Here is a 25,970-nt window from a genome sequence, read left to right as displayed (position 1 = left end):
CGGAATCCCGTTAGGCGTTTCGGTGGTTATGGCGAAGGGGAAACACCCGGTCCCATTCCGAACCCGGAAGTTAAGCCCTTCAGCGCCGATGGTACTGCACTGGAGACGGTGTGGGAGAGTAGGACACTGCCGGACATTCACATATATCAGGAAAGCCCGCCAGGCTACACGCCGGCGGGCTTTTCTGTGTTTACGGGAAAGTAGCGCACGCGCTTCGCCGGTTCGCCGACCCGCATAGATCTGGTACATAGAGAGCAAAGACTCGTGAACTCCCTAGTGGCAGCGACTGGAGTGGGTAGCTTGACATCGGTCGCAGTTAACCATGCTGAGCCACCGGGGAAAGGCGCGGTGGTGGCTCTATAAAAGAGGGGGTACCGTTGTCCAACGGAAATGAAACACCGCTCAAGGCCCCTCCTGGCTACGACATGACCATCGCCAAAACCTGCTCTTTCGTCGTCAACGTAGCCTCCGATATGTGTGAACAATGGATTGCCGTCGGCAAGCCAAGCGCCGACAAGTTCTCCTGGAAGCCTGCAGATCGTTGCCCTATCACCAGCCCGGCGTTTCCTCTTAATAACTGGAAGTTCCTGGGCCCCTACTGGAGCAGTTTCAGCCCTTCCTCTGGCACAACGGTCAGCGAACCATTTGCGGTATTTGCCTATGGACCTGACACCAGCACGGCGTTTCTGGCCTTTCGTGGGTCTCAGACGGACGACGATTTCACCATGGATGAAAAGACCAAGTTGGTGCCCTATAGTCCGCCGACGTCGCCTATCAAGGGCGTCCAGGTGGAGGAGGGGTTCTACGGCGTCTTCAACGGTCTTGACCAGGGTGCCCTGATGGGTATGTTCTCGCAGCTCGCCAGCAGCGGCGGAAGGCTCATCGTGACCGGGCACAGCCTCGGTTCGACCCTGGCGACCTTGACCGTGCCGCTGGCACGGGCCGCAGGGATATCCAGCACGAACATCTTGCATTACAACCAGGCCAGCCCCAAGGTTGGGGACTCGAAGTTCCACGCCTATTACAGCGACTTGGGCGTGCAGACGTTCCGGCTGGTGAACACCTACGACGAGGTGCCGAAGCTGCCGCTGCAGCTGGCGTATGTTCCGGTCGGCGTCGAGGCCCCGTTCGGTGCCGACTACCCGAAGGAGCGGCAGCGCCATAATCCCTGCTGTTCGTACTCCTACGCCCTGTTCAACCCCACCGCCCCCTACAACCGGGGGATTGATATATGCATGGCCCGGCCGAAGGATTAGTTGGCCATTCCCGCGTCGACGTCGGCTGGGCCGGACCGGGCCGAGACCCCGTCTCGGCCCGGTCCGGCGCTGCGCCGTGATGCGCGGTCGCGGTCAGCTCTGCGTGCAGGGCGGTGGGTCGGCCGGCGGCTCGGCGTCCTTCGGGACCGCGGGAAGCTCGGCGTGCTTCACCGTGTACCCCTTGCCGGAGTCGTACGTCGTGAACGGCGCGGGGGCCAGGCCCATGCGCAGGCAGCGGCCGTCGACGGCGCCCCAGGAGAAGCCCATCCGGTCGTACCGGTGGCCGCGCGGGTCGGCGTAGACGCTGAAGGCCATGCGCGTACCGTCCGTCTCGCCGATGACGCCCTTGCTGGTCCCGGACACGACGGCGACAGGACCGGCGGTCATCACGTAGTCGACCTTCACGGTGCCCCAGTAGTGCCGTATGACTCCGTTCGAGTCTGGAATGGGGTGATCGAACCGTACGGTGCCGTGAGCGGCTCCCATGATCATCTTCTTGCCGTCGAACCGGAACGCATTGCCGTGCGCGTCGAAGATGAACCGTCGTAGGGGGTTCTCCGGATCGAGCGGGAACCTCACCCAGGCGTCTCCGGTGACGTGACCTTCCTTGGGAGGCGCGGGGGCGGCGTGCGCCGTGGCGCCCGTCAGCAGGACGATGCCGCCGGCCGCGGCCGCCGCGACCCGGGCGTACAGGTGTGTCATCTACGGCTCCTCGAGAGCGTACGGGCCTGGTTGCCCGTGTCTCGAAACTCGCAGAAGGCGCGGTCCCCGGCCTCACCCGGATGATCGAACCCGCTGGCCCGTCGGTGGAGGCCCGATTCCCCCGCCCGGGGGAGCCTGGACGGCAGATGGGCGTGGCCGCACAATCGGGCCCGTGAACAGTAGGACGAAACGGCGCCTGTCCGATGCGGAGCTGGACGCGCTGGCCCGGCGGGCCCTCGGCGCGGGCGTGACGGCGTCGACCGAGCTGACGGACGGGTTCGCCAACGCGGTGTGGCGGCTCGCCCTCGACGACGGTCGCGAGGTCGTGCTCAAGCTGTCCCCTCCTCCGGAGCTGGAGCAGCTCAGCTACGAGCGCAACCTTCTGCGTATGGAGGCCGAGGTCTACGGGCTGGCCGCGGCGGCGGGTGTGCCGGTGCCGACGCTGCTGGGCGCGGTGTTCGACGACCCGGTGCTCGGCGGGGACCATCTGTTGTTCGGCGCGCTCGACGGCGTCTCGTGGAACACCGTCAAGCCGGCGGGCGAGGATTCGCTGCGCCGTGAGCTCGGCCGGCATCTCGCACGGCTGCACGCGGTCACCGGCGACGTCTTCGGCTATCCGCACGCGGGGATCACCGGCGCCACGTGGCGCGAGGCGTATCTCGCGATGGCCCGGGCCCTGCTGGCCGACGTCGATCGATACCCGACGCCCTTGCCGCTGCCGGCCGAGGAGATCGGCGCGGTGCTCACCACCGCCTCGCCCGTCCTGGACGAGGTGGTGACGCCGCGCCTGGTGCACTTCGACGTGTGGGCGGGCAACGTCTTCCTCGACCTCACCGCGACGCCGCGGATTCAGGCCATCATCGACCACGAGCGTGCGTTCTGGGGCGACCCGCTGGCGGAGTTCGTCACGCCGACCATCTTCGGCGACCTGCGTGAGGACGATCCGCTGCTGGTCGGCTATCGCGAGGTGACCCCGCTGGACCTGACCCCTGCGGCCCGCGTACGGCTCGACCTCTACCGGGCGTACCTGTACTTGATCCTCCTGATCGAGAACGGGCCCCGGCAGTATCCGGAGGAGGAGTACGCCCACGTGCGCGACCTCGCCACCGTCTCGCTCACGCGGGTGCTCGACCGCCTCCCGCGGCGTCTGGAGCGGTCCGGGACCGGCGAGGAGTAGAGCTGCAAGAGCCTTGCTATTGCGATGACCTTGCAACAAGCTGGAGGCCCCTGCCGTCCAGACGTGGAGCCACCCCATGCCCCATCTGTTGCCGGACACCGGACCGCAGCGCGTCATCGCCGCCACGAACTTCGTCAACACCATCGGCAGCGGCCTCTACCTGACCGCCGGAGTCCTGTACTTCACCCAGGCGGCCCACCTGCCGGCGGCCGAGGTGGGGCTCGGACTCGGCATCGCCGGATTCGTCTCGCTCGCCGTGGGGATCGCCGTCGGCCACCTCGCGGACGTGCGCGGAGCGCGGGGCGTCTACGCGGCCACCCTCATCGTCCGAGGGCTCGCAACGGCCTGCTTCCTGCTGGCGCACAGCTTCTGGCCGTTCGTCCTCGCGGTGTGCGCGGCCACCGGGGCGCACGCGGCCGAGGACGCCGCGCGCAGCCCGCTCATCAGGCGTCACGGAGGGGACCGGCCTCAGGAGTTCCGCGCCTATCTGCGTGCCGTGACCAACATCGGCGTTTCCGTCGGCGCCCTCCTGGCGGGCTGGGTCGTGCAGGTGGGCACCCACACGGCCTATGAGCTACTGGTCATCGGCAACGCGGTGACCGTCGCAGCCGCCGCGGCGTTCCTGATCTTCCTGCCGCCGGTCACGCCCGGCGGCGCCGTCGACGGCCCTCACCGGCTCGCCCTGCGGGACCGGCCGTACCTGCTGATCACCGCGCTGAACGGCATCATGGCGATCCAGTTCAAGGTGCTCACCGTCGCCCTTCCGCTCTGGATGGTCGAGGCCACGACCGCCCCACGCTGGCTCATCTCGAGCACCATGCTCACCAACACCGTCATCATCATCGCGTTCCAGGTACGAGCCGGCCGCGGCGTCGACTCCCCGGCGGCCGGCGGGATCGCCTATCGCAGGTCAGGTGTCGCCTTCGCCGTCGCCTGCTCGCTGTTCCCGCTGTCCGCGGGCGTACCGGCATGGGCCGCCACGACGCTCCTCCTGATCGCGGTCGTGGTCCACACGGTGGGCGAGCTGTGGCACTCCGCCGCGGGATTCGGGGTCTCCTTCGCCCTGGCCCCGGAGCACGCGACCGGTCAGTACCTGGGCGTGTTCGGCTTGGGTACGGGCCTGGCCGAAGCCCTCGGGCCGACCCTGCTCATCTCCCTCTGCATCACCTGGGGCCGCCCGGGGTGGTACGTCGTGGGAGCGCTGTTCGCCTTGACGGGCCTGGTGGCACCGCTCGCCGTCCGCTGGGCGGGTCGCCATGAGCACGCGCGGCATCGGGAAGCCGCGGCGGCGGCACTAGCCGCCTGAGCTCGTCCCGCTGCGGTGGCCGATGACCCGGAACCAGATCTCGGTGCAGGTGGTGATGGCGCGGGTCAGGTCGGGAACGGGCTGAGACGCCGCCTGGTAGAAGGCGCGTTCGGTCATCCAGCACAGCGTGTGCGCCAGGGCCGCGGCCTCGGTCGGGCCGTCGCCTTCGGGGATGCCGGCGCGGACGAGAACGCCGGTCATCACCTTCGTGAAGGTCGCCACGGTGGCGGTCCACAGGTCGCCGATCTCCGGGATCACGGCGGCGTAGTCGACCGCCGTGCGCATCACCGGGCCGTGTCGGCGCCACATGTCCGCGGTCCTGTCGACGGCGTGCTCGATGGCCTGGTGCGGCGGAGTGGTCTCGTCGTCGGGGAAGACGGTGGCGTCCCGGGTCAGCGCGTCGAGCGTACGGGCGACCAGCGCCGTCAGCACCTCTTGCTTGGAACCGAAGTAGAAGTACAACGACCCCCGCGAGATCCCGGCGCCTTTGGCGATGGCCTCGACGGTCATCGGTTCGACGCCGTCCCGCTCCAGCAGTTCCTCGGTCGTGCGCAGGATCGCCTGCTCGCGCAGGTCGCCCTTGCGCGGGGTGTCGCGCCGCCTCCGCGTCGTCTGCTCCGTCGCCATACGGCCGAGGATACTGTGATCGGCGGATAATCGACGCGGCGCAGAAAAAAATCGGCGCTGTGTAGAATCTGAGGTGTGTCGGAAGGAGCGATGTCATGACCAGGACTTTTCTCATCACCGGTGTCAGCAGCGGCCTAGGGTGGGCGTTCGCGCAAGGCGCGCTGGACGCCGGTCATACGGTCGTCGGCACGGTCCGCAGGCAGGACGACGCCGACGCCTTCGCCCGGTCGGCACCGGGGCGCGCGCACGCGCGGCTGCTCGACGTCACCAACGACAAGGCGGTGTTCGCGCTGGTCGAGGAGGTGGAAGCCGGCATCGGGCCGATCGACGTCCTGATCGCCAACGCCGGCTACGGCCTCGAGGGGGTGTTCGAGGAGACGCCGCTGGCGGATCTGCGCGCCCAGTTCGAGGTCAACGTCTTCGGCGCGGTCGCGACCATCCAGGCCGTCCTGCCGTACATGCGGGCCCGCCGCGCCGGGCACATCTTCGCCGTCACCTCCATGGGCGGGTTGATGACCGTGCCGGGCCTGTCCGCCTACTGCGGCAGCAAGTACGCGCTCGATGCGATCGTTGAGACGGTGGGCAAGGAGGTCGCCGGGCTCGGCATCCGGGTCACCGCGATCGAGCCCGGGTCGTTCCGCACCGACTGGGCAGGACGGTCGATGGTGCGAGCCGAGCGGTCCATCGCCGACTACGACGAGTTGTTCACCCCGCTGCGCGAGGCGCGGCAGGCTGCCAGCGGCCGTCAGCTGGGTGACCCGGCCAAGGCCGCGGCCGCGATCCTGCGGGTTCTGGACGCGCCCGATCCGCCTGCCCACCTGGTCCTCGGCTCCGACGCGCTGCGCCTGGTCGCCGCCGGCCGGGCGGCGGTCGACGCCGACATCCGTGCCTGGGAGGGCCTCTCGCGCTCCACCGACTTTCCTGACGGCCACCAGATCCGCTGACGCCGCCGTCGGCCGACCCCATGCACCTCGGCATCGGCTGATCCGGCGCGGCTTCACCCCTCCGGGACAGGCGACCGACCGGGACTCGACCCGGTTCGGCTCCCACGGCCGTGGTGCTCAGAGCCGGGCCCTGCCAGGCCCTCCCCGCGAGCGAAGCCACGACGGCTCATTCCGCTCGGGCTCGGTCCGTGCGAGGCTGGTGGGTAGAAGTGGAGAGGCCAGCACCCGTTGGGGGTGGGTGATGGTTGGTACGAGCACCTCTTTCGAGCAGGCACACGCTCCGTGCGGCAAGACCGTCGACGGGACGCGCCATCGTGAGGACGACGATCAGGGTCTGGTCATCGACGACCTGCTCTACGCATGCGGGTGCCGCAGGACTCGCCATGAGTACCACGACGGCAGCGTGCGCAGCATGGTCGTCCGGCATGACGGGAGGGTACTGGCGGACGAGCTGGACGCCGGGGAATGAGCTCAATGGACCACTCCCACGACGTGGTGATCGTGGGCGGCGGAGGCGCCGGCCTGCGGGCCGCCATCGCCGTCGCGGAGACCGATCCTCGGCTCAGCGTGGGCGTCATCTCCAAGGTCTATCCGATGCGCAGCCACACTGTGTCGGCCGAGGGTGGTGCCGCTGCGGTGATCCGCCCGGACGACAGCCTCGACGACCACGCGTACGACACGGTCTCCGGCGGGGACTGGCTCTGTGACCAGGATGCCGTCGAGGCATTCGTCGCGGAGGCGCCACAGGAGTTGTTCCGCCTGGAGCACTGGGGCTGCCCGTGGAGCCGCGAACCCGATGGGCGCATCGCGGTACGGCCCTTCGGCGGGATGAAGAAGATGCGCACCTGGTTCGCCGCCGACAAGACAGGTTTCCATCTGCTGCACACCCTGTTCCAGACGACGCTGAAGTACGAACAGGTCGTTCGCTACGACGAATGGTTTGTGACCAGGCTGATCGTCGGCGATGGGCGGGTACACGGGGTCGTCGCGATCGAGCTGAGGTCGGGCCGGATCGCGGCCATCGGCGCCAAGGCGGTGATCTTGTGTGCCGGCGGGTGCGGACGGGTCTACCCCTTCACCACCAACGCCAACATCAAGACCGGTGACGCCATGGCCCTGGCCCTCCGCGCAGGCGCTCCGCTCAAGGACATGGAGTTCGTGCAGTATCACCCGACGGGCCTGCCGTTCACCGGCATCCTCATCACGGAGGCGGCGCGGGCCGAGGGCGGCCGGCTGATCAACAAGGACGGCTACCGCTATTTGCAGGACTACGACCTGGGCGTCCCCGAGCCCTGGCCGGTGTTGCGCAGCATGGAACTCGGCCCGCGCGACCGGTTGTCGCAGGCCTTCGTGCACGAGGTCGAGAAAGGCAGGACCACCGACACGCCGTACGGCCCGGTCGTCCACCTCGACCTGCGTCACCTTGGCCGGACGACGATCAATGCCAGGCTCCCCTTCGTACGGGAGCTCTGCCGGGAGTACGAACGCATCGACCCGGTCGAGGATCTGATCCCGGTCCGGCCGGTGGTCCACTACATGATGGGCGGGGTCCATACCGACATCGACGGCGCCACCTCGTTGGAGGGGCTGTACGCGGCCGGTGAGGTCGCGTGCGTCAGCATCAACGGCGCCAACCGGCTCGGCTCGAACTCCCTCCCCGAGCTTCTCGTGTTCGGCCGGCGCGCCGGGCAGGCCGCCGCGGCGTACGCCTCCGGCGCGGGCGGTCCCGGCCCGGCCGTGCGAGCGCAGGCGGACGACGAAAGGCACCGGCTGGAACACGACCTGTTGTTCAAGACCGACGGGCACGAACACGTGTCCGCTCTCCGCCAGGAGATGCAGGATCTGATGGAGGACAGCGCCGGGATCTACCGCACGGGCGACTCGTTGGCCAAAGCCGCCGGGACACTGCGCGAGCTGCGCGAGCGGTTCCGCGACACGGCACTCGGCGATCACAGCAGGACGTTCAACACCCAGCTGACCGCCGCTCTGGAGCTCTCTTTCATGCTGGACGTGGCCGAAGCCATCGTCGCCTGTGCGCTGCTGCGCGAGGAGTCACGGGGAGCCCATCAACGCACGGATTTCCCCGCCAGAGACGATCAGCGCTTCCTGGCCCATTCGTTGATCTACCGCGACCCCGGCGGCTCATACCGGGTGGAGTACCTACCCGTAACGATCACCCGCTGGCCGCCCGGGGAACGCGTTTATGGGAGGTGACATCTCGTGCCGGACCACATCACGCTTCGGGTGACGCGTTACCGGCCCGAAGAGGACACCGAGCCCGGGATACAGGAGTACGAGGTCCCGCTCCGTGAGGAGTGGGCGGTCCTCGACGGCCTGAACCATGTCAAGGACCACCTGGACGCGACCCTTTCGTACCGCTGGTCGTGCCGGATGGGGATCTGCGGCAGTTGCGGAATGACGGTCAACGGTGAGCCCAAGCTCAGCTGCGCCGCCTTCCTGGCCGACTACGCCCCAGGGCCGGTCCGCGTCGAACCGCTCGCCAACTTCCCGGTCATCCGCGATCTCGTCGTCGAGATCGGCGACTTCATGAGCAAACTGGCGAAGGTCAAGCCTTGGATCATCGAGGAGCCGCAGGCAGGGAGAGGCGACGAGGCCGGGGGAGACCGGGAGGTCGGTCGGGGCGGGTTGGTCGGGGGAGACACCGACGAGCACCTGCAGACGCCGGCGGAGATGGATGAGTACCACCAGTTCAGCATGTGCATCAACTGCATGCTCTGCTACGCGGCCTGCCCGGTCTACGGCCTCGATCCGCAGTTCATCGGGCCGGCGGCCATCGCCCTCGCCCAGCGCTACAACCTCGACTCGCGTGACCATGGTGCCGCCGAACGGCTGGACGTCCTGTCCCAGCACGACGGGATCTGGGGCTGCACCTTCGTCGGCGAGTGCACCCGGGCGTGCCCGAAGGACGTCGATCCCGCCGGCGCCATTCAGCGGTACAAGCTGACGGCGGCAACGGAGTCGCTCAAGGCGTTCCTGCTGCCACGGGGGGCGAAATGACCGACCGACCGGAGTACACGGAGTTCCATCCCCGCTGGTATCGGCCGCGGATGTCGACCTACTGGTGGTTGCGGCGGCGCTCGTACCTCGCCTTCATCCTCCGGGAACTGAGCAGCGTCTTCGTCGCGTGGTTCGTGCTCTACCTGCTGCTGCTCGTCAGCGCGGTGGGCCAGGGCGCCACGGCGTACCGGCGCTTTCTGGACTGGTCGGCGACACCGTGGCTGCTGGCGGTCAACCTGATGGCCTTCGTGTTCATCGCCTTCCATGCCGTCACCTGGTTCAACCTGGCTCCCCAGGCGATAGTGGTCCGGCTGAGGGGCAGACGGGTCCAGCGCCGCCGGATCGTGGCGTCGATCCATCTCGGCTGGATCGTGCTGTCAGTGCTGGTGATCTGGCTCGTCATGGGGAGATGAGATGGCGAGAAGACGATCTCCCGAGCCGTATCTGTGGCTGCTCTTCAGCGCCGGAGGTGTGCTGTCCGCACTGCTGATGCCGATCCTGGTGCTGTTGTTCGGCGTCGTGATCCCGCTGGGATGGATCTCACCGCCTGGCCATGAAGACCTGCTCGGGCTGCTCCGTAACCCGATCACCCGGATCGTGCTCTTCGCCCTCTGCGCTCTCTCCCTGTGCCACTGGGCGCACCGTTTCCGCTACACCCTCTACGACGGACTGCGGATCAAGCATCTGAACGAGCTGATCATCGTGGCCTGCTACGGAGTCGCGATCATCGGATCGATCATGGCGGGCTATCTGCTGTTCGTCTCCCTTTGAACGTCCGGATATTCAGTGGGCAACGCTCTCAAGGGCCGCGAGACTGGGTTTCCGGCGATCCAGGGGAGAGCGCGTGCGTTCGGGTAGGCAGTCGACGTTGACACTGTGGCGTCCGGTGGGGCCGGCCGAGTTGGCGTTGGTGCGTGCGTCGGGGTGGCGGGCATGGCCACCCCGGCTGCCCGATCAACCGATCTTCTATCCGGTGTTGAACGAGGCGTACGCGGTCAAGATCGCCCGGGGCTGGAACGTGCCCGCCTTGGGCGCCGGTTTCGTGACGCGTTTCACGGTCGATGCGGAGTTCGCGCGCCGCTATCCGGTGCGGCAGGCGGGCGGGCGGACCATCACGGAGCTGTGGGTGCCGGCTGAGGAGCTGGAGGAGTTCAACGCCCATCTGGTCGGCCCGATCGAGGTGGTCCGGGAGTTCCACGCCCCCGGCTACGGGCCGTTCGCCGTCCGGGTCGCCGAGGCCGCCGCGGGCAGGGAGTCCGCGTACGACGTGATGACGATGCTGTCGGTCGCCGGTGCCGACACCTGGATCGGACTGGACCGGGCGTTCCGCACCGACGCCCTGACGTACGGCGGCGATGGAGTCACGACGCTGAAGGACGAGCGGCTGCTGGCCCTGGTGGCGGCCTGTTCCCGAGACGGCCGCCGAAGAGAGGCCGCGCTGGCGAGTGCGGTCTTTCGTACGGAGGGGTTCCTGCTGCCCGCCCTGGTGTTGCGGACCGCGGACTGGGTGCCTCAGGTTCGTGAGCAGGCATGGCGGTCCTTGGCGGCCGCGTTGCGGGCTGCGGACGGACCCGCGCTGGTAGCGGCCGCCGGTGTCGCGGTGGCGATGGGATCGTGGGCGCGCGGTGACCGTGCGCTGGAGACGCTGATGGCGGCGCTGCGTTCGGCTCCAGTAGAGACGCTGGCGGCGGCTCGCGCTCACCGGGACCTCGGGCTGCGGCGTGCGGCGTACGGTGCGTGGCTGGAGTCGGGCCGTGGTCGGCACCAGGAGGTCATGGACGCCGCGCTGAGCGAACCCGACCCCGTCTGCCGGGTCCGGTGCGCGGAGCGGCTCGTGACCGAGGCCGTACGAGACGAGCGCCCCGACGTGCTGGAGCGGCTGCTGGAGGAGGGGAGTGCGAAGGTCCGGGTCGAGGCTCTTACCGCCCTGGTGAAGATCGGCCGCCCTCAGGCCGGTGCGGCTCACCTTGCGGACCGGTCGGCCATGATGCGTGCCACCGCGCAGTGGGCCGTCCGCCGTACGGGTCGTGAGCCTGCCGCGCTCTACCGTCAGGCCCTGACCGCGGACTCGGAGCCGGGGCGGACCCGCGCGCTCGTCACCGGGCTGGGCGAATGCGGCACCCTCCATGACGTGGAGGTCCTGCTGCCCTTCCTGGGGCACCCGAGTCCCAGGGTGCGTGCCGAGGCGGTGCGAGCCGTCCGGCGTCTGGGCGGATCGCGCACCCGGATCGCGGGCATGCTCGCCGACCCCGCCCCGGTGGTCGTGCGTGCCGCCTACGCGGCGCTGCATACCGAACCCGACGCCGTGCCGGCCGCGCAGCTGTGGGAATGGCTGTCCGCCGACGCGCCGCGTCACGTACGGCTGGGGGCCTATGAGCTGCTGCGCGCCTTGGACACCTGGACCCGCGTTCACGTCGACCTGCACCTGCTCGCCGCTCGTGACGTCGGTCTCGGCGACCGCGCACACGCCGACCTGCTCGCCTGGCTGCGGGGCGACGCCGCGACCGCGTACCGGATGCCGCCGGAGGAGGTCCGGCTGCGGCTCGAGCCCCTGATCGCCGCGGCCGAGCCCGTGGTCGGGGGCGAGCAGGCCCGTCGACTGCGCTGGCATCTGGGCATCGGCTGACGGGCGTCGGCGTCCGTCGTACATGCCGAATGGCATTGTTGCCAGATGTCAACGTGATCTCGGCCGGCCAGATCTCCCAATTTTCCTGCAAAACTCTCCATATTCGGATGAATCAACACCGAAGGGTGGAATACCGGTGAATGTCCGACGGGCGCCCGGCAAAAGGCCATCGACGAGGGCACCTCCCGGGCCTTTCTTCGGCGACGTCAGGGGGACATGGGATGGCGGGGGACAGGGAAGAGCATGTCGATGCGGTGATAGTCGGCTCCGGGTTCGGCGGGTCGGTCGCCGCCTACCGGCTTGCCGCGGCGGGCCTGCGGGTCGTCGTCCTGGAACGTGGGCGGGCCTACCCGCCGGGGTCGTTCCCCCGCGCTCCGCACGAACTGGCCCGGGCTCTGTGGGATCCGAGCGAGGGACTGCTCGGACTTTTCGACGTCTGGTCTTTTGGCGGATTCGCCGGTGTGGTCGCAAGTGGCCTGGGGGGAGGCTCACTCATCTATGCCAGTGTATTGCTGCGTAAAGATGAGAAATGGTTCGTTGATGAGGACCCCAACGGCGAGTACCGCCCGTGGCCGGTCACCCGTGCCGACCTCGATCCGCATTATGAGGAGGTCGAGCGGATGCTCGGCGCGCAGCGGTTCCCGTTGGGCGCGCCGGGATATGAGGCCTCGGGCAAGACCCAGGCGATGCGGGAGGCGGCGGCACGCCTGGGCCTGGAGTGGAGACTGCCGCCACTGGCCGTGACGTTCTCGGTGAACGGCCGGACCGATCCCGGTGTGGCGATCCCGGATCCGCCCTACGGCAACATCCACCACCGCCAGCGCACAACATGCCGTCTGGTCGGCGAATGCGACATCGGCTGCCAGAGCGGCAGCAAGAACACCCTCGACCACACGTACCTGTCGGCGGCCGTCTCTCACGGCGCCGAGATTCGTACCTGGAGCGAGGTCGTGTCCTTCGAACCGACCCGGCGCGGCTGGGCGGTCCGGTACGTGACACACCTGAAGGAGCACGAGGGCCGGCGGACCAGGACCGATTCCCTTCCCCGGACGACCATCACCTGCGACCGGCTCCTGCTGGGCGCCGGAACCTTCGGGACGACCTACCTGTTGCTCCGCAATCAGGCCGCTCTGCCCGGGGTGAGCCGACTGCTGGGGCATCGCTTCTGCGGCAATGGTGATCTGCTGGGTCTCGTCGTGGGCGCCCGGGACGAGAACGGACAGGCACGACACCTGGGCAGTTCTGCCGCGCCCGTCATCACCAGTGCGATCCGCGTCCCCGATGCCCTTGATGGCGGTGCCGGCCGCGGATATTACGTCGAGGACGCCGGCTATCCCGGTTTCGCGGACTGGCTGATCGAAGGCTCCGACGTACCGGGGATCACCGCTCGGGTCCTTGACTTCGCCCGTGTGTGGGTGCTGGCGCGGTTGACGCGCAACCCGAAGGCGGAGATCTCCGCTCGCGTGTCGCGGGCGCTGGGGTCCGGGAGCCGCTCGGCGGGCGCGACCGCACTGCTCGGCATGGGACGGGACACCCCCGACGGGGTCGCCCGGCTCCGTGACGGGCGCTGGTTGGACATCGACTGGACGACCCGGACGTCGCGAGAGTACTTCGACCGGGTCTCGGCCACGATGCGAGAGCTCACGCAGCACTTCGGGGGCCGTTTTGAACCGAACCCGCTGTCGTGGCTCAATCGCGTGGTGACCGTGCACCCGCTCGGCGGCGCGCCGATGGGCCACTCGATTAACGACGGGGTCGTCGACTCCCACGGTGAGGTCTTCGGCCACCCCGGGCTGTTCGTCGTCGACGGCTCCGCGATGCCCGGGCCCGTAGGGGCCAATCCCTCGTTGACGATCGCGGCGTTCGCCGATCGGGCCGCGACGGCCATCCTCGAGGGCCGGACCGCCGGGTCAGGGCGGGCCCGGCCCTCGGGGGCCCGAAAACCACGGGCCGGGTCATCGCGGGCCAGGTCATCCGGGGGCAGGTCATGACGACGGGCAGACGTTCCCTCATCCTCGCGGGCGGCGGGATGAAGGTCGCATTCCAGGCCGGTGTCCTTCAGGTCTGGCTGGATGAGGCCGGGCTCACGTTCGACCACGTCGACGGTGCCAGCGGCGGCACGTTCAACCTGGCCATGTACTGCCAGGGCATGACGGGCACGGAGATCGCGGACGCGTGGCGGCGGACGAATCCCGTGTCCGGCGCCGGCGTCGACCTCGCCTCGCTGACGCACCGCGACGCGTTGCTCACCCTGGACCGATATCGCTCGGTGACCTTCCCGGAGTGGGGACTGGACTGGTCGAAGATCACGGCGACGTCCAGGGAGGCCACGTTCAACGTATGCGACTTCGGAAAGTACGCGCTCGAGGTCGTCGAGCCTGCGCGCATGTCGGAGGACCTGCTCGTCGCCTGCGTCTCCCTGCCGATGTGGTTCCCGCCGGTCCGGATCGACGGGCAGACCTACGTCGACGCCGTCTACCTCTCCGACGGCAACCTGGAAGAGGCGATCCGCCGCGGCGCCGACGAGATCTGGGTGATCTGGACGGTGAGCGAACGAGGCGAATGGAACCCCGGATTCACCAACATCTACTTCCAGATCATTGAGATCGCGGCGAATGGCCACTTTCACCGCATCGTGCAACGAATTCAGCAGAACAACACGGCGATCGCGGCGGGCCGTCCGGGTGAGTTCGGCAGGCGGATCGAGCTGAAGATCCTCCGCGCCGAGGTTCCCGTCAACTACCTCCTCGACATCGGGAAGGACCGGCTGCACGAAGCGGTGAACCGCGGAGTCCAGGCGGCACGTGAATGGTGTTCCGCAGCAGGAATCCCGCTACGGCCGAAGGCCCCGCGGCCGGAGCGCGAGCAACCCAGCTCACTGTCCTTCAGCGAAGTGATGAAAGGGGCGATCGGCCTCGGCGAGACCGACTTCGAGGACGGCTATCGAAAGGGCCGAGACGAGCACACGCCGCTGCTGACGCAGTTGACGATCTCCATAGACGATATCGACGAATTCGTCACTCTTCCCGAACATGAGGCGACGGTGAAAGGGTACGTCGAATGCGCCGCCCTCAGCGGCAGGCTGCCGGTCGAAAGCGGCACCTTCAATCTGCTCGTCGACGAAGGAAAGCCCGAGAACAAGCAGATGCGCTACCGGCTGTACCTGCGGAACGCCGCCGGCGAGCATTACACCCTGGTAGGCACGAAGATGGTGACGGACGACCCTGGAGCAGACCTCTGGAGCGACACCACGACGCTGTACACCAGGGTGCTGGACGGCCGCGTTCGACCCGCCGATGACGACCGTGCGACCGCCGTGGCCTCCGGGATCATCTCGGTCCACCTCCTGGACTTCCTGCACCAGCTCACGACGTTCCGGGCCGACGGGCCGCCGGCGGCCCGGCCCGCCACCCTGGCCCGCTTCGGCGAGCTGTTCCTCGGCAAGCTCTGGGACGTCTACGCACGGCACGTACTCCCTTGGGGGCCGCTGTGAGCAGTCGTCGTCTCGCCGTCACATTCGTGCACGGCATCGAGATCAGCGATCCCTCCTTCGCCGAGAAGGCGATCGGCTTGCTCAAACGGGCGTTCGAACACCACGCGGGCGTGGCCGCCGACGAAGCTCTCGTCATCCGGCCGACGTTCTGGGCACCGGCGCTCCAGGAGACCGAGGACGCGTTGTACGAGCGATGTTATGGACCTCGATCCCGCGGCCTCGACGCGCGGCTCACCCAGTGGGTGACGCGGATCAACGCGGGAAGCATCTCCGGACTCTGGCCGTTCCTCGCCGCCATCCCGTGGCGCCGTCTGCCGTGGATCCCGCAGCCGAACTACCCGGTGCTGCGATGGCTCGTGGTCCAGTTCTTCGGCGACGCCATCGCCTACCAGATGACCGGAACGGACCGGCGGGTCTACGAAGGCATCCACGCGTACGTGGCGGACACGATGGGGGAGCTGGCCCGAGAGGCGGGAGAAGACGCGCCGCTGTGCGTCATCGCGCACAGCCTCGGCACCGTCATCGCCAGCAACTACTTCTACGACCTTCAGACGCAGTACGGCGACGCGCCCCGCCGGCTCATCCCGCCCACCGTGAATGCCCGCATCGGGCCGACTCCGTTGGAACGCGGAGAAACCATCGCGTTCCTCTACACGCTCGGCAGCCCCCTGGCGCTGTGGGCGATGCGCTACCCGGACTTCGGAACGCCGCTCACCATGCCGTCACCGAAGCTGCGCGACCACCATCCGACGCTCACCGGCGAATGGATCAACTTCCAAGATCCCGACGACCTGGTGGCCTACCCCCTGCGCGCGCTGTCGCGGGAGTACGAGAAACAGGTGACCGAGGACCGCGTGGTGTCCGTCGGCCCCTGGTGGCTGGGATGGACTCCGATGGCGCACTGGTGGTACTGGAACGACGAGACGGTCATCGACCCGATCGCCCGGTCACTGGCCGCGGCATGGCGCCAGGCGAACACCGCGAGCGAGGTCGGCTGACCCGCCATCGCCTGCGCAGGTCTTTCGCCAGATCGTCGGATTTGGGGCACGAATCCAGGACACCGAGTGGGTGATAATTTCCTTGCCGCGTGCCGACCGGGTGATCAATCGCCGATGGCGGGTAGATCCATCGAACGGACCGTTCGCGTCCAGAATAAATCAACTTGCAAAGGTGCGAGGAATGATTCAACGGGGCACCCTTGAAGTATCACCCGACAAGAACATCGCGCTACGTCTCGGTGCATATGCGACGATCACCGTCATCATCGGAATGGTGTGGATCCCGGCGAGCGCGTACGCTGCGCGGATGCCCGGGAGGGGCCCGGCGACACTCGTGACCGACCATACGGACAGTGGGAACGGCCACCACAACCGCGCTTCCCTTTCGGTGAGAAGCCCCGTTCACAACCATGGCTACCAGCACACGAACAACGGGAACTCCGGCGGCCTGAATCCTGTGCAGAACGCAATGTGCGCACACGCGACCGTCTGCAATGTGACGCAGAAGTTCACCGTGGTCAGGCCCGAGAAGCCGGCCCGCCCGGCCTCGCGGCGAACCGAGCCCCTGGTGCGGCAGCCCGAGGCCCCCGCACAGCAGGCCGCCACCCCTGTGCAGACCCTCGACATTCCGGCACGAGGGGCCGACGCCCCCACGCCCACGAATCCGTTCCTTTACATAGGCCCATACGGCATCATGCTGATGCCGGGTTCGAGCGGCTGGTCGGGCTCCGGGGCGGCGGGAGGGCCCGAGCCGCTCGAGTGCCTGAGAACCATGTTCCCGTGACCGCGGCAGGTGCTCACCTGCGAGACACTCGGCAAAGCGGAGGTAACCATCTGCGCTAAGAGCGCCGACACTGCGGTTCACAGCCGGTAATCGGGTATGTAGTCAAGCGCACCGGATGTCCCGGCGCGGAGCTTTCCGCCGTGCCGAGCGAATGACCCCATAGAGGCGTCAATACGGCTTGCACGGGAAAGGAAGCTCCGATGAGAAGAATCACGGCGAGCCGCGGCCTCGCGCTTCTCGGTCTCGGCATCTCCTTGCCGTTCGCCGCATCGATGAACATCGATGCAGAGGCGGCCCTGATTCCCCAGCGGGTGCTGACCGCTGCTCCGGCCGGCGACAACAACCACGTCGCGAACGGCCGCCACAATGCCAGCTCCGTCACCATCCGCAGCCCTTCGTTCTTTCGCGGCATACAGCTAGTCGGCGATGCGAACGTCCGTGCCCTGACCAATACCAACAACGCTTTTTGTAAGAAGAGACGTCACTGCAAGATCCGCCAGCGGGCGGTCATTATCGCGCACTGAACCGGCCTCGCCGCCGGCCGTCCCGTGGCGTGAGTGAACCGGATCTGAGGGGCGTGGCCACGCCGGTGATGTCTCGGGGAACAGGGACCTCATGGCCTCCGGTGGCCCCGCGCAGTGCCGTTCGCGGTCAGCGGGCTGGCGGGGCGGATGTCCTGGGGGACGGGGGCTGCGGGCCGAAGGCGGTCAGGAACCGGTTGCGGAAGGCGTCCATCCGCCAGACCGGGGCGTGCGGGCCGGGCCGGAGACCGTCCTGCCAGCCCCACCCGGAGATACGGTCCAGTACGGTCCGGTCGCGGGCGACGATCGTGATCGGCACGTCCCGGTCCGCGCCCGGCCCGGTGACGAGCGGAGTGGGCTGGTGGTCGCCGAGGAAGACGAGCACCAGGTTCTTGTCGCCATAGGTCTCCACGTAGGAGATGAGGGTGTTCAGGGAGTACTCGATCGAGCCTCGGTACGCCGCGCGGATCCGGGACAGGTCGCGCCAGACGGCGTCCGGCCGGTCGCCGGCCGCGGCGATGGGACCGAACACCGATCCGTCGCCGACGCTCTTCCAGTCGACGAGCCGGGGCGTGGGGGCCCAGGGCGCGTGGCTTGAGACGAGCGGGAACTCCGCCATCACCGGAGCACGGTGCGGGGCCGCGAGCTCGGAACGCTGGAGGACGGCGAGCGAGTACTGGTCCGGGGGAGTGCCCCAGTTGAACGGCGGCCCGTGGTACCCCATGTTCCAGTGGTCGAAGATCCGTTCGTACCCGTAGAACGACGAGCCCTCCGGCCAGGGCTGGGTGTTCCCCGGTTCGACGGCGACGGTCCGCCAGCCCGCGCGCCGGAAGGCCATGCTCAGGTTGAAACGGTTCCCTTTGACGAGGGTGTCGTGGCGCTGCTGGTTGTCGACCCACAGTCCGGACAGCAGCGTCGAGTGGGCCAGCCAGCTGCCGCCGCCCGCGGTCGGTGAGGTGAGGAAGGCGCTGCGCGCGCCGAATCCGGCCGCGGCCAGCCGGCGGGTCCCGGCGTCGAGCACCGCGTCGACCTGCGGCGCGAACGTCGGATTCTCGACCGCGTCGCGGCCGTAACTCTCGACGAACGCCAGGATGACGTCCTTGCCGCGCAGCCCGGTCAGCAGGTCCTTACTCGGGGTGCCGCGGAACGCGTCGGCGGCTTCCTCGCGGGCGAACGTCTTCCTGTCCTGCAGGCCGGCGAGCACCTGGCCCGAATGGTCGTACGCGTGCGCGGCGACCGGCACGCCCGGCACGATCCGTACGCCGAGGACGGCGAAGGCCACCCAGGCGACCGTGAGCGCCGCGACGGCGCGGGTCGCGACGACCTTGTGGCGGACGAGCACGCGGCTCAGGCGGAGCACCGACCTCGCCGCGAGCACGAGCAGGCCGGCGGCGAGCACCGCGACCGCCGCGACGGCGCCGATCGCGCCGGCCCGCCCGGCCGACGTCCTGACGAACTCCAGGCCGGCCGAGAACAGGGGCCAGTCGTACGCCGGGTTGAACGGCCGGGCGAGGACCACCGAGAAGCCCAGGTCGAGCAGCTTCACGATGGCGAGCAGGCCGACGGCGACTCCGAGGAGCGCCGCCACCACCCGCCGCGCCCGCGTCGGCAGGACGAGGACGAGGCCGGTGCCGACGAGTCCCTCGACCGGGATGCGGACGAACGCGCCCGGCGTCAGGCGGCCGAAGTCATCCGGGATCAGGAGGGCCGACACCACGAACAGGCACGCCAGCCCGGTGACCACCCGGCCGGCGACGGGGTGCGCCGCCCGTCGGCGCGCGCCCTTGCCTTCTCCGCCGCCGCTCTGGTCGCCGTCATCCCGGTCGCCGTCGTCCTTGTCACGGTCGTTCCGATCGCCGTCGTCCGCGCCGTCGTTCTCGGCGGCGCCCTGCGTCGGAGGCTCGTCCCGATCATCGGCGTCCGTACGGGCGGCGTCGTCACCGGTGTCCGCGCGGCCCGTGCCGTCATCGGCGATGGGGGCGACCGGCGGGTCCTCCGAACCGGCGTCTGGCGCCGGATGGTCATCCGGCGCGGGGCGTCCGTCCGCGGCCACCCCGTCCTGAGCCGTCGACCGGCGGAAACGCCTGAAGAACGACACTCCACAGCTCCTTAGTAGGGAGTCCGGTGACATCGGGCATTGGCGCCGGTCCGTACCGGGCGCCGGACGGCGGCACCGACCATATCCACGGACGCCTCGCGGCGGCGGTTCACGCGTCGATCCCCGCGTCGCCGATCCGGCGCGGCACCGGGCGTACGGCCCGCACCCGCGCGGGCCGCGGCCATGCCCTCACGAGGGTCGGCCACAGCAGCACGCCGGCGCCGGGCAGGCTAGCGACGAAGGAGAGCACCCCGTACACCACCGCGATGGTGAGGCCCTGGGCGGCGCCCAGCCCCGCCGTGCCGAATGCCAGCGCCGCCATTCCTTCGCGCGGTCCCCATCCGGCGACGTTCACCGGCAGCCCCATCGCCAGCAGCGTCACGACCATCGGCGGGAGCAACCGGGCGAACGAGGCGGTCGATCCCGCCGTACGCGCGGCCACCAGGAAGAGGACCAGGTGCCCGGCGAACGCCAGCACCGACAGCAGAACGGCGCCCGGCCAGGCGTCGCGGGCGAGCAGGCCGCGCCGCAGATCACGGAGGGAGTCGGCGGACGCGCGCCGCCATCGCGAACCGCTCCGCGTCCGGCGATCCCCGGCGATGACCGCGACGACCGAGACGACCAACACCGCCGCCACGACCGCCGTCCCGGCGATGGTGAGGGCCTCGCGGAACCGTGGCGGAACGACTGTGGGCCGGGCGGCCAGCACCACGCCGGCGACGGCGACGGTCACCACCTGACCCGCGGCGCGTTCCAGCACCACCGCACGGACCCCGCGGCCGACGTCGCCCTCCTGCCGGCCGTGCCGCACCGCGCGGTGCACGTCGCCGAGGACGCCCGCGGGCAGCACCCCGTTCAGGAACAGCGCGCGATAGTAGTCCGCGACGCCGTTCCGCAGGGGCAACCGGAGACCGAGCCGCCAGGCCACGAGGCACCAGCGCCAGGCGGTGAGCACCGTCGTGATCAGGCCGATCGCGAGTGCCGCGCACACCGCGCGGAGGTCGATCACACTGAGCCCGTCCAGGATCGCCCGCGTTCCGAGCCGCCACAGGAGCAGGCCGATGACACCGGCGGCGGCGAGCGTACGGAGCCAGGCCCAGGCGGCGCGCTTCACGACCGGCCCGCCGGAGGAAGCGCGAGAAGGTCGTCGTGGCCGATGACGACCTGGAGCGCACCGGCCGCGCACGCGGCGAGACGCCGGCGCAGGTACGCCTCGGCCGGGTCGGCCAGGTCCGGCCGCTGCTCGACGGCGGCCGCGACCCAGCCTCGGAGCCACTGGGCGGTCAGTTCCGCCTGCGCCGGCCTGAGCCGCCAAGGGCTCTGCCGGCGGTGGACCACCATGCCCGACCGCTCGAACGCGGCCGTGGCAGCGTCGGCCGCGTCCGGGCCGAGCAGGCGCCGGGCGGCGGGTCCGGACGAATGGTGTGCCGTGCCGGCATGGGCCGACCGGGGCGGTTCGGGCACCGCGCCGGCAGACGGCTGCCGGGGCGAATCGGCTGCCGCATCGGAAAGGGCCTGCTGGGATGGATCGGGTCCCGCCCCAGGCAGGGCCTGCTGGAACGGATCGGCTGCCGCGCCGGGCAGGGCCTGCTGGAACGGCGCCGCCCCGGGAAGCGCCTGCTGGGACGGTTCGAGCGCTGAAACGGTCTGCGGGGAACGGACGACGGGGTCGGTGCCGCCGCCGACCGTACGGCGCTGGTGGTCGTCGAAGGCGGCGGCGAGTTCCGCGTCGAGGGGGTCGGCGGGGAGGAATTCGACCCTCCCGGCGACGGTCAGCGTCAGCAACGTGGGGCATCCCGCGCGTGCGCACGCCGAGGCCAGCCCGGCCACCTCCTCGGCGGTGAGCAGGTCCAGCAGCGCGGACGCCGTCACCAGCGACGTACGGGCGAGATCCGTCGCGCGGAGGCCGGTGGCGTCGCCCTGCTCGAGGGTGACCGTGACGGGCGCGCCGTCGGCGGCCGTCTCCGGCGGGCGCGTGGCGGCCTCGGCGAGGAGCGCCGGATCGCGGTCGTGCAGGATCCAGCGCTGGGGACCGGGCAGCCGTCCGGCCAGCCAGCGCCCCATGGAACCCGTGCCGCACCCGAGATCTCTGATGGTCAGCGATGCGTCGGCCAGAGACGGGACGAGCAGGTCGACGAGTTCGGTGTTGCGGGCGGCCGCGTCCGCGTCCTCGCGTAGGTCCAGCCATTCGACGGCGTATCGGGTGACCGCGGCCTCGCTCACGCGCCGCTCCGAAAGACCGCCGCGGCCGGAGGGCGGCCTCGGCCGCCGCTTCGCGCGGGCCGGGGGCGGGCTCGGCCACCGGTCACCGTACCTCCTCGATTCGAGCGCCATGCCCTCTTACACGATCATTCGCGGCGATCGGTTCAACGTCGTTCCGATTCTCCTCCAGCGCCGGCCCGGTGGCCGGATGCGGGGTGCCGGACCATCGCCGACTCTGCCCCGCGCTGACGGGCGGCTCGCGTCGGAGTAGATTCCGCCGAACCGTTTCGGCCTCCGATGCGTGTCTCCTCAAGGAGGTGTGGAATGGTCGTGAAAGAGATGGTTGGTGTAGTCGACCGGATTGAGACGGAACGTCCCGGTCCCGTCCGCGTCGCGCGGCGAGCGACCGGCCGGTGGCGTTTTCCGCCGGGCCCGCTGGTCGGGGCGATGGCGCAGCCGGTGCTGTTCGCCGTGCTGACCGCGACGACGGGGCTCGGCCTGGTGGGCTGGCTGGCCGGTTTGGCGTATGCGGCGACGCTGGGGGCCGTCCTCGGCCGCGCCCTGCGTCGGCGCGGCAGGCGGTCGCTCGCCCCGGCCGACCACGTCACCCTGGTGCGGGCGCTGCTCGTCGGGTGCGTCACCGCGCTCGTCGCGGACACCGTACGCACGCCGGCGCCGATCGCCCCGCTGGTCGCGATCAGCGCGGTGGCGCTGGCCCTGGACGCCGTCGACGGGCGGGTGGCCCGGCGCACCGGGACGGCGTCTCCGCTGGGCGCCCGCTTCGACATGGAGATCGACGCCTTCCTGATCCTCGTGCTCAGCGTCTTCGTCGCCACTTCGCTCGGCGTGTGGGTGTTGGCGATCGGCGCCATGCGGTACGCCTTCGTGGCGGCCGGGCTGCCGCTGCGGTGGCTGCTCGCGCCGCTGTCGCCGCTCCGTTCCCGTAGTGTCGTCGCCGCTCTGCAGGGAATCGTGCTGACGGTCGTCGCCGCCGGGCTGCTCCCTCGCCCGGTCGAGATGGCCGCGACGGGGCTGGCCCTGGCGGCGCTGGTGTGGTCGTTCGCCGCCGACATCCTCCGGCTCCACCGCAAGCGCCGCGCGGCCTGAGCCGCGCCCGCGTCCAGGAGTCGCAGGAAGGCCGAATCATTTCAGCGATGTTTCATCGGCCTAATGGTGGGGCGGACAACAAATCCCCTGGCCAGGGCATATGTCCCACCGGCCCAACGCCTGAACGTCCCTGTCGTTACCGAAACGTTATCTGTCAATGCTCTTGACTGTCCTTGGAAAGAGGTCCACCTTCTCCCTGAGAGCGCTCTCAGTAGGCAGCTCCGCCGGTGCCCGGCGGCACCCGGCGGAGGTTGCGACCGCCCCCGCCACATCGCGACGTCGTCCGCGCACCCGGTCGTGCGCCGCGTCTCCCTCTGCCAGAAAGGGAGCTCTCATGCAATCCATCCCCCGCTCGGCGGTACGCCGCCGTACGCCCGCGCATGTCCTTCTCATCGCCATGGCCGCGATCGCGCTCCTCGCCGGCCAGCTCACCTTGATCTCGTCACCGGCCAGGGCCGCCGCCTGTGGCGGGTCCAACGTCGCGCTGAACCGGCCCGCGACCGCGTCCTCCACCGAGAACTCCGGCCTGCCCGCCTCGGCCGCCGTGGACGGCAACGCCGGTACCCGCTGGTCGAGCGCCTTCAGCGACCCGCAGTGGCTACAGGTCGACCTCGGGTCGTCGCAGCAGATCTGCCAGGTGGTGCTCACCTGGGAGGCGGCGTACGCCACGTCCTTCCAGATCCAGGTGTCGGACAGCGGCACCGGCGGCTGGACGACCATCTACAGCACCACGACCGGCACCGGCGGCACGCAGACCCTCAACGTCACCGGCACCGGGCGGTACATCCGGATGTACGGAACGGCCCGCGGCACCCAGTACGGCTACTCGCTCTGGGAGTTCGCGGTCTACAGCGGGACGACCACGACGCCGCCGCCGGACTCGTTCTGGGGTGACACGAGCACCATCCCCGCCGCCAAGAACGTCCTGATGTTCAAGGTCCTCAACCGGACGAACGGCAAGTACCCCGACAGCCAGGTCTACTGGAGCTGGGGCGGCCAGACGCACTCCATCGCCGAGCAGCCGTACGTCGACATGCCCGCGAACTCCGCCGGCCGGATGTACTTCTACCTCGGCTCGCCGACCAGCCAGTACCGGGACTTCATCGAGTTCACGATCGGGCCTGCGGTGTTCAACGGCAACACGACGCGGGTCGACGGGTTCGGCCTGAAGCTGGCGCTGCGGCTGCATGCCAAGGACGGGTACGACGCGCAGGTCGGAGAGGACCAGGCCACCTTCGCGGAGGACCGCGCGGCGACCTTCCAGCGGTTCCAGAACGAGGTGCCGACCGAGTTCAAGCACCTGGCCACGGTCCAGGCCTCCTACTACATTCCCGCGCCGGGGAGTGACAGCGACTTCCGCGCCGGCGGACAGTACGCGAACTACTTCACGAGCTACGCCCAGTCGGTCGGCGTCAACGAGAGCACCTCGAACATCACCGGCTGCGCCGGCTCCCTGGCGGGCAATCCCGACATGTGCGCAGCGCTGAACCGGCACGTCGCGCAGCTGCCCCAGTCGCAGTGGTCCGACTCGAGCCAGTACTACAAGGCGGCTCCGGCCAACTACTACGCCAAGTTCTGGCACGACCACGCGATCAACCACCTGGCCTACGGCTTCCCCTATGACGACGTCGCCGGCCAGTCCTCGTTCATCTCCCACGGCGACCCGCAGTACCTCCTGGTCGCCGTCGGCTGGTGACCGGAACACCCCTCGATCGAAACGGTGTTCCTCGCCCATCCGGGGTCGTACGGCCCGGTCCGTACGACCCTGGCGACGAGACAGGCCCTACGCCGAGTCGCGGACGACCAGTTCGGTGGGCAGGGTGACGACCGGCTCGATCTCCTCGCCGGCCACCAGCCTCAGCACCTGATGGGCCATCCGGCGGCCGATCCCGTCGATCGGCTGCCGGACGGTCGTGAGCGGTGGTTCGGTGTCCCGGGCGAGGCCGATGTCGTCGAAACCGACGACCGCGACGTCGTCCGGGACGCGTCGCCCCGCGCGGCGCAACGTCTGGAGCGCGCCGCTCGCCATCAGGTCCGACGCGGCGAACACCGCGTCGAGGTCCGGTTCGTCCGCAAGGAGCCGCCGCATCGCCTCGGCACCCGAACTGGTCGTGAAGTCGCCGACCTCGACGATGGGCCGCCGACGCTCCTCTCGCAGGGCCGCTCGGTAGCCTCCCAGCCGGTCGATGCCGGCGACCATGTCCGGTGGGCCGGCGATCGTGGCGATCCGGCTGCGCCCCGTACGGAGGAGGTGGCGGACCGCGGCGACCGCGCCGCCGTGGTTGTCGACCCCGACGTACGGGACGGAGACGGGTCCCATCGGTCGCTCGTTGCAGACCACGGGGATCCCGAGCCGGGTCAGCGCCGCGGGCAGCCGATCGGCGTCGTGCAGGGAGGCGAGCAGCACGCCGTCGACATGGTGTGCGGCCGCCGACCGTTCGATGCGAGCGCGGCTCGCGGCCGACCCGGCCAGCATGAGCACGAGTTGCTTGTCGGCGGCCTCCAGCTCCTGACCGACCCCGTGGACGAGACCGGCGAAGAAGCGGTCGGCGGAGAACACCCGGGTCGTCGGCTCGGGCACCACCAACGCGATCAGGTCGGTGCGCCGGGTCACCAGGGTCCGCGCCGCGGGATTCGGGACGTAGCCCAGCTCCTCGATGGCCCGTCGCACCGACTCCTCACTCGCGGTCCGCACCGGCAGGCCGTTGACCACCCGGGACACCGTCGCCCGCGACACACCGGCCCGTGCCGCGACGCTCTCCAGCGTCGGCCGTTCGCCCTCTGGCCGCCCCATCCGGGATCCCTTCTCTCCGCCGCCGGGCGCACACCGGCGCGCGAGCCCCCGGTCATCGTCGTGACCGCCACCGACGACCGTCAACCCGCGTCACGGAGCCGGGCGTGCCGCGGCCACTCCGCGTATCCCGGGGTGCACGGAGTGGCCGCGAGCGGATGCTCAGTCGTTGTTTTTCTCAGCTCTGACGGAAAGATGCAGCAATTTGTTTGGATATTGCGCTGAGGTGTCAAGGGAGTTACCGTCCCTGTAACACGCCTCACCCCGTCACCCGACCCCGCCCCCCTCACGGCCCTCCATCCGGATCACCTCGCGTGCCG

The 25,970-nt window shown here is 69.5% G+C and carries 23 protein-coding genes, 1 rRNA gene and 1 pseudogene; 19 read left to right on the top strand and 6 right to left on the bottom strand.

From position 1 onward, the window contains the following. The first annotated feature begins 18 nt into the window (after window positions 1-18). A 5S ribosomal RNA gene (gene rrf / locus ABEA24_RS11150) occupies window positions 19-135 on the top strand. A gap of 242 nt (window positions 136-377) precedes the next feature. After that, complete coding sequence (locus ABEA24_RS11145; RefSeq protein WP_345430619.1) at window positions 378-1,256, top strand: lipase family protein; 879 nt, start codon at window positions 378-380, stop codon at window positions 1,254-1,256. A gap of 93 nt (window positions 1,257-1,349) precedes the next feature. Here ABEA24_RS11145 and ABEA24_RS11140 read toward each other — a convergent pair whose 3' ends face one another. Beyond that, on the bottom strand, window positions 1,350-1,958 hold the full coding sequence (locus ABEA24_RS11140) for a hypothetical protein (protein WP_345430618.1): 609 nt from the start codon (window positions 1,956-1,958) through the stop codon (window positions 1,350-1,352). Window positions 1,959-2,130: 172 nt separating this feature from the next. On the opposite strand from ABEA24_RS11140, the gene ABEA24_RS11135 reads away from it, so the two are divergent. Both ABEA24_RS11135 and ABEA24_RS11130 read left to right on the top strand, forming a co-directional pair. Then, window positions 2,131-3,135, top strand: a complete 1,005-nt coding sequence (locus ABEA24_RS11135) for a phosphotransferase family protein (RefSeq protein WP_345430617.1) — start codon at window positions 2,131-2,133, stop codon at window positions 3,133-3,135. Between the two features lie 76 nt (window positions 3,136-3,211). Beyond that, window positions 3,212-4,441: an MFS transporter gene (locus ABEA24_RS11130; protein ID WP_345430616.1), complete on the top strand. Its 1,230-nt coding sequence runs from the start codon at window positions 3,212-3,214 to the stop codon at window positions 4,439-4,441. Here the strand turns inward: ABEA24_RS11130 and ABEA24_RS11125 are convergent. Then, window positions 4,430-5,068 (bottom strand): TetR/AcrR family transcriptional regulator, encoded by a 639-nt coding sequence (locus ABEA24_RS11125; protein WP_345430615.1) that lies wholly within the window; start codon window positions 5,066-5,068, stop codon window positions 4,430-4,432. The genes ABEA24_RS11130 and ABEA24_RS11125 overlap by 12 nt on opposite strands. Before the next feature lie 95 nt (window positions 5,069-5,163). Here ABEA24_RS11125 and ABEA24_RS11120 point away from each other — a divergent pair, with 95 nt between their 5' ends. The 13 genes and pseudogenes from ABEA24_RS11120 to ABEA24_RS11060 all read left to right on the top strand — a co-directional run bounded on the left by ABEA24_RS11120 (window position 5,164) and on the right by ABEA24_RS11060 (window position 17,455). Further along, window positions 5,164-6,012: an oxidoreductase gene (locus ABEA24_RS11120; protein ID WP_345430614.1), complete on the top strand. Its 849-nt coding sequence runs from the start codon at window positions 5,164-5,166 to the stop codon at window positions 6,010-6,012. A gap of 241 nt (window positions 6,013-6,253) precedes the next feature. Continuing rightward, complete coding sequence (locus ABEA24_RS11115; protein WP_345430613.1) at window positions 6,254-6,481, top strand: hypothetical protein; 228 nt, start codon at window positions 6,254-6,256, stop codon at window positions 6,479-6,481. Between the two features lie 5 nt (window positions 6,482-6,486). After that, window positions 6,487-8,226: a fumarate reductase (quinol) flavoprotein subunit gene (frdA, locus tag ABEA24_RS11110; RefSeq protein WP_345430612.1), complete on the top strand. Its 1,740-nt coding sequence runs from the start codon at window positions 6,487-6,489 to the stop codon at window positions 8,224-8,226. Window positions 8,227-8,232: 6 nt separating this feature from the next. Continuing rightward, the gene (locus ABEA24_RS11105; RefSeq protein WP_345430611.1) at window positions 8,233-9,030 is read left to right on the top strand and encodes a succinate dehydrogenase/fumarate reductase iron-sulfur subunit; all 798 of its coding nucleotides are present in this window, start codon (window positions 8,233-8,235) and stop codon (window positions 9,028-9,030) included. Further along, a complete protein-coding gene (locus ABEA24_RS11100) occupies window positions 9,027-9,443 on the top strand; it encodes a hypothetical protein (protein WP_345430610.1) in 417 nt (138 codons plus the stop codon). Before ABEA24_RS11105 ends, ABEA24_RS11100 begins: the two co-directional genes overlap by 4 nt. A 1-nt stretch (window position 9,444) precedes the next feature. After that, window positions 9,445-9,801, top strand: coding sequence for a fumarate reductase subunit FrdD (gene frdD, locus ABEA24_RS11095; protein ID WP_345430609.1), 357 nt, complete (start codon window positions 9,445-9,447; stop codon window positions 9,799-9,801). 73 nt (window positions 9,802-9,874) lie between these two features. Further along, window positions 9,875-10,225, top strand: a pseudogene (locus ABEA24_RS11090) (ADP-ribosylation/crystallin J1); the annotation flags it as partial. A 75-nt stretch (window positions 10,226-10,300) separates the two neighbouring features. Further along, window positions 10,301-11,656: a HEAT repeat domain-containing protein gene (locus ABEA24_RS11085; protein WP_345430643.1), complete on the top strand. Its 1,356-nt coding sequence runs from the start codon at window positions 10,301-10,303 to the stop codon at window positions 11,654-11,656. A gap of 221 nt (window positions 11,657-11,877) precedes the next feature. After that, the gene (locus ABEA24_RS11080) at window positions 11,878-13,647 is read left to right on the top strand and encodes a GMC oxidoreductase (RefSeq protein ID WP_345430608.1); all 1,770 of its coding nucleotides are present in this window, start codon (window positions 11,878-11,880) and stop codon (window positions 13,645-13,647) included. Next, window positions 13,644-15,149 carry a patatin-like phospholipase family protein gene (locus ABEA24_RS11075; RefSeq protein ID WP_345430607.1) on the top strand — a complete coding sequence of 502 codons (1,506 nt, stop codon included), beginning with the start codon at window positions 13,644-13,646 and terminating at the stop codon, window positions 15,147-15,149. The genes ABEA24_RS11080 and ABEA24_RS11075 overlap by 4 nt, the downstream gene beginning before the upstream one ends. Further along, window positions 15,146-16,147, top strand: a complete 1,002-nt coding sequence (locus tag ABEA24_RS11070) for a hypothetical protein (protein WP_345430606.1) — start codon at window positions 15,146-15,148, stop codon at window positions 16,145-16,147. The genes ABEA24_RS11075 and ABEA24_RS11070 overlap by 4 nt, the downstream gene beginning before the upstream one ends. Before the next feature lie 181 nt (window positions 16,148-16,328). Further along, complete coding sequence (locus ABEA24_RS11065) at window positions 16,329-16,931, top strand: hypothetical protein (RefSeq protein WP_345430605.1); 603 nt, start codon at window positions 16,329-16,331, stop codon at window positions 16,929-16,931. Between the two features lie 200 nt (window positions 16,932-17,131). Next, window positions 17,132-17,455, top strand: a complete 324-nt coding sequence (locus ABEA24_RS11060) for a hypothetical protein (protein WP_345430604.1) — start codon at window positions 17,132-17,134, stop codon at window positions 17,453-17,455. A gap of 127 nt (window positions 17,456-17,582) precedes the next feature. On the opposite strand, the gene ABEA24_RS11055 is transcribed toward ABEA24_RS11060, so the two are convergent. The 3 genes from ABEA24_RS11055 to ABEA24_RS11045 form a co-directional block, all read right to left on the bottom strand. Next, complete coding sequence (locus ABEA24_RS11055; RefSeq protein WP_345430603.1) at window positions 17,583-19,550, bottom strand: alkaline phosphatase family protein; 1,968 nt, start codon at window positions 19,548-19,550, stop codon at window positions 17,583-17,585. 109 nt (window positions 19,551-19,659) lie between these two features. Beyond that, window positions 19,660-20,664, bottom strand: coding sequence for a lysylphosphatidylglycerol synthase transmembrane domain-containing protein (locus ABEA24_RS11050; protein WP_345430602.1), 1,005 nt, complete (start codon window positions 20,662-20,664; stop codon window positions 19,660-19,662). After that, entirely contained in the window at window positions 20,661-21,773 is a 1,113-nt protein-coding gene (locus tag ABEA24_RS11045; protein WP_345430601.1) for a class I SAM-dependent methyltransferase, read from the bottom strand. Before ABEA24_RS11045 ends, ABEA24_RS11050 begins: the two co-directional genes overlap by 4 nt. 303 nt (window positions 21,774-22,076) lie before the next feature. Here ABEA24_RS11045 and ABEA24_RS11040 point away from each other — a divergent pair, with 303 nt between their 5' ends. Together ABEA24_RS11040 and ABEA24_RS11035 are read left to right on the top strand one after the other, a co-directional pair. Beyond that, window positions 22,077-22,859 (top strand): CDP-alcohol phosphatidyltransferase family protein, encoded by a 783-nt coding sequence (locus ABEA24_RS11040; RefSeq protein ID WP_345430600.1) that lies wholly within the window; start codon window positions 22,077-22,079, stop codon window positions 22,857-22,859. Between the two features lie 334 nt (window positions 22,860-23,193). Next, complete coding sequence (locus ABEA24_RS11035; RefSeq protein ID WP_345430599.1) at window positions 23,194-24,555, top strand: beta-1,3-glucanase family protein; 1,362 nt, start codon at window positions 23,194-23,196, stop codon at window positions 24,553-24,555. 87 nt (window positions 24,556-24,642) lie between these two features. On the opposite strand, the gene ABEA24_RS11030 is transcribed toward ABEA24_RS11035, so the two are convergent. Beyond that, window positions 24,643-25,653, bottom strand: coding sequence for a LacI family DNA-binding transcriptional regulator (locus ABEA24_RS11030; RefSeq protein WP_345430598.1), 1,011 nt, complete (start codon window positions 25,651-25,653; stop codon window positions 24,643-24,645). Between the last annotated feature and the right edge of the window lie 317 nt (window positions 25,654-25,970).

The sequence above is a fragment of the Actinoallomurus vinaceus genome (genome assembly GCF_039542055.1).
GTDB classification, from domain to species: Bacteria; Actinomycetota; Actinomycetes; order Streptosporangiales; family Streptosporangiaceae; genus Actinoallomurus; species Actinoallomurus vinaceus.
Note: the sequence above shows the minus strand (reverse complement) of the source record. Positions and strands in the feature narration are given on the sequence as shown.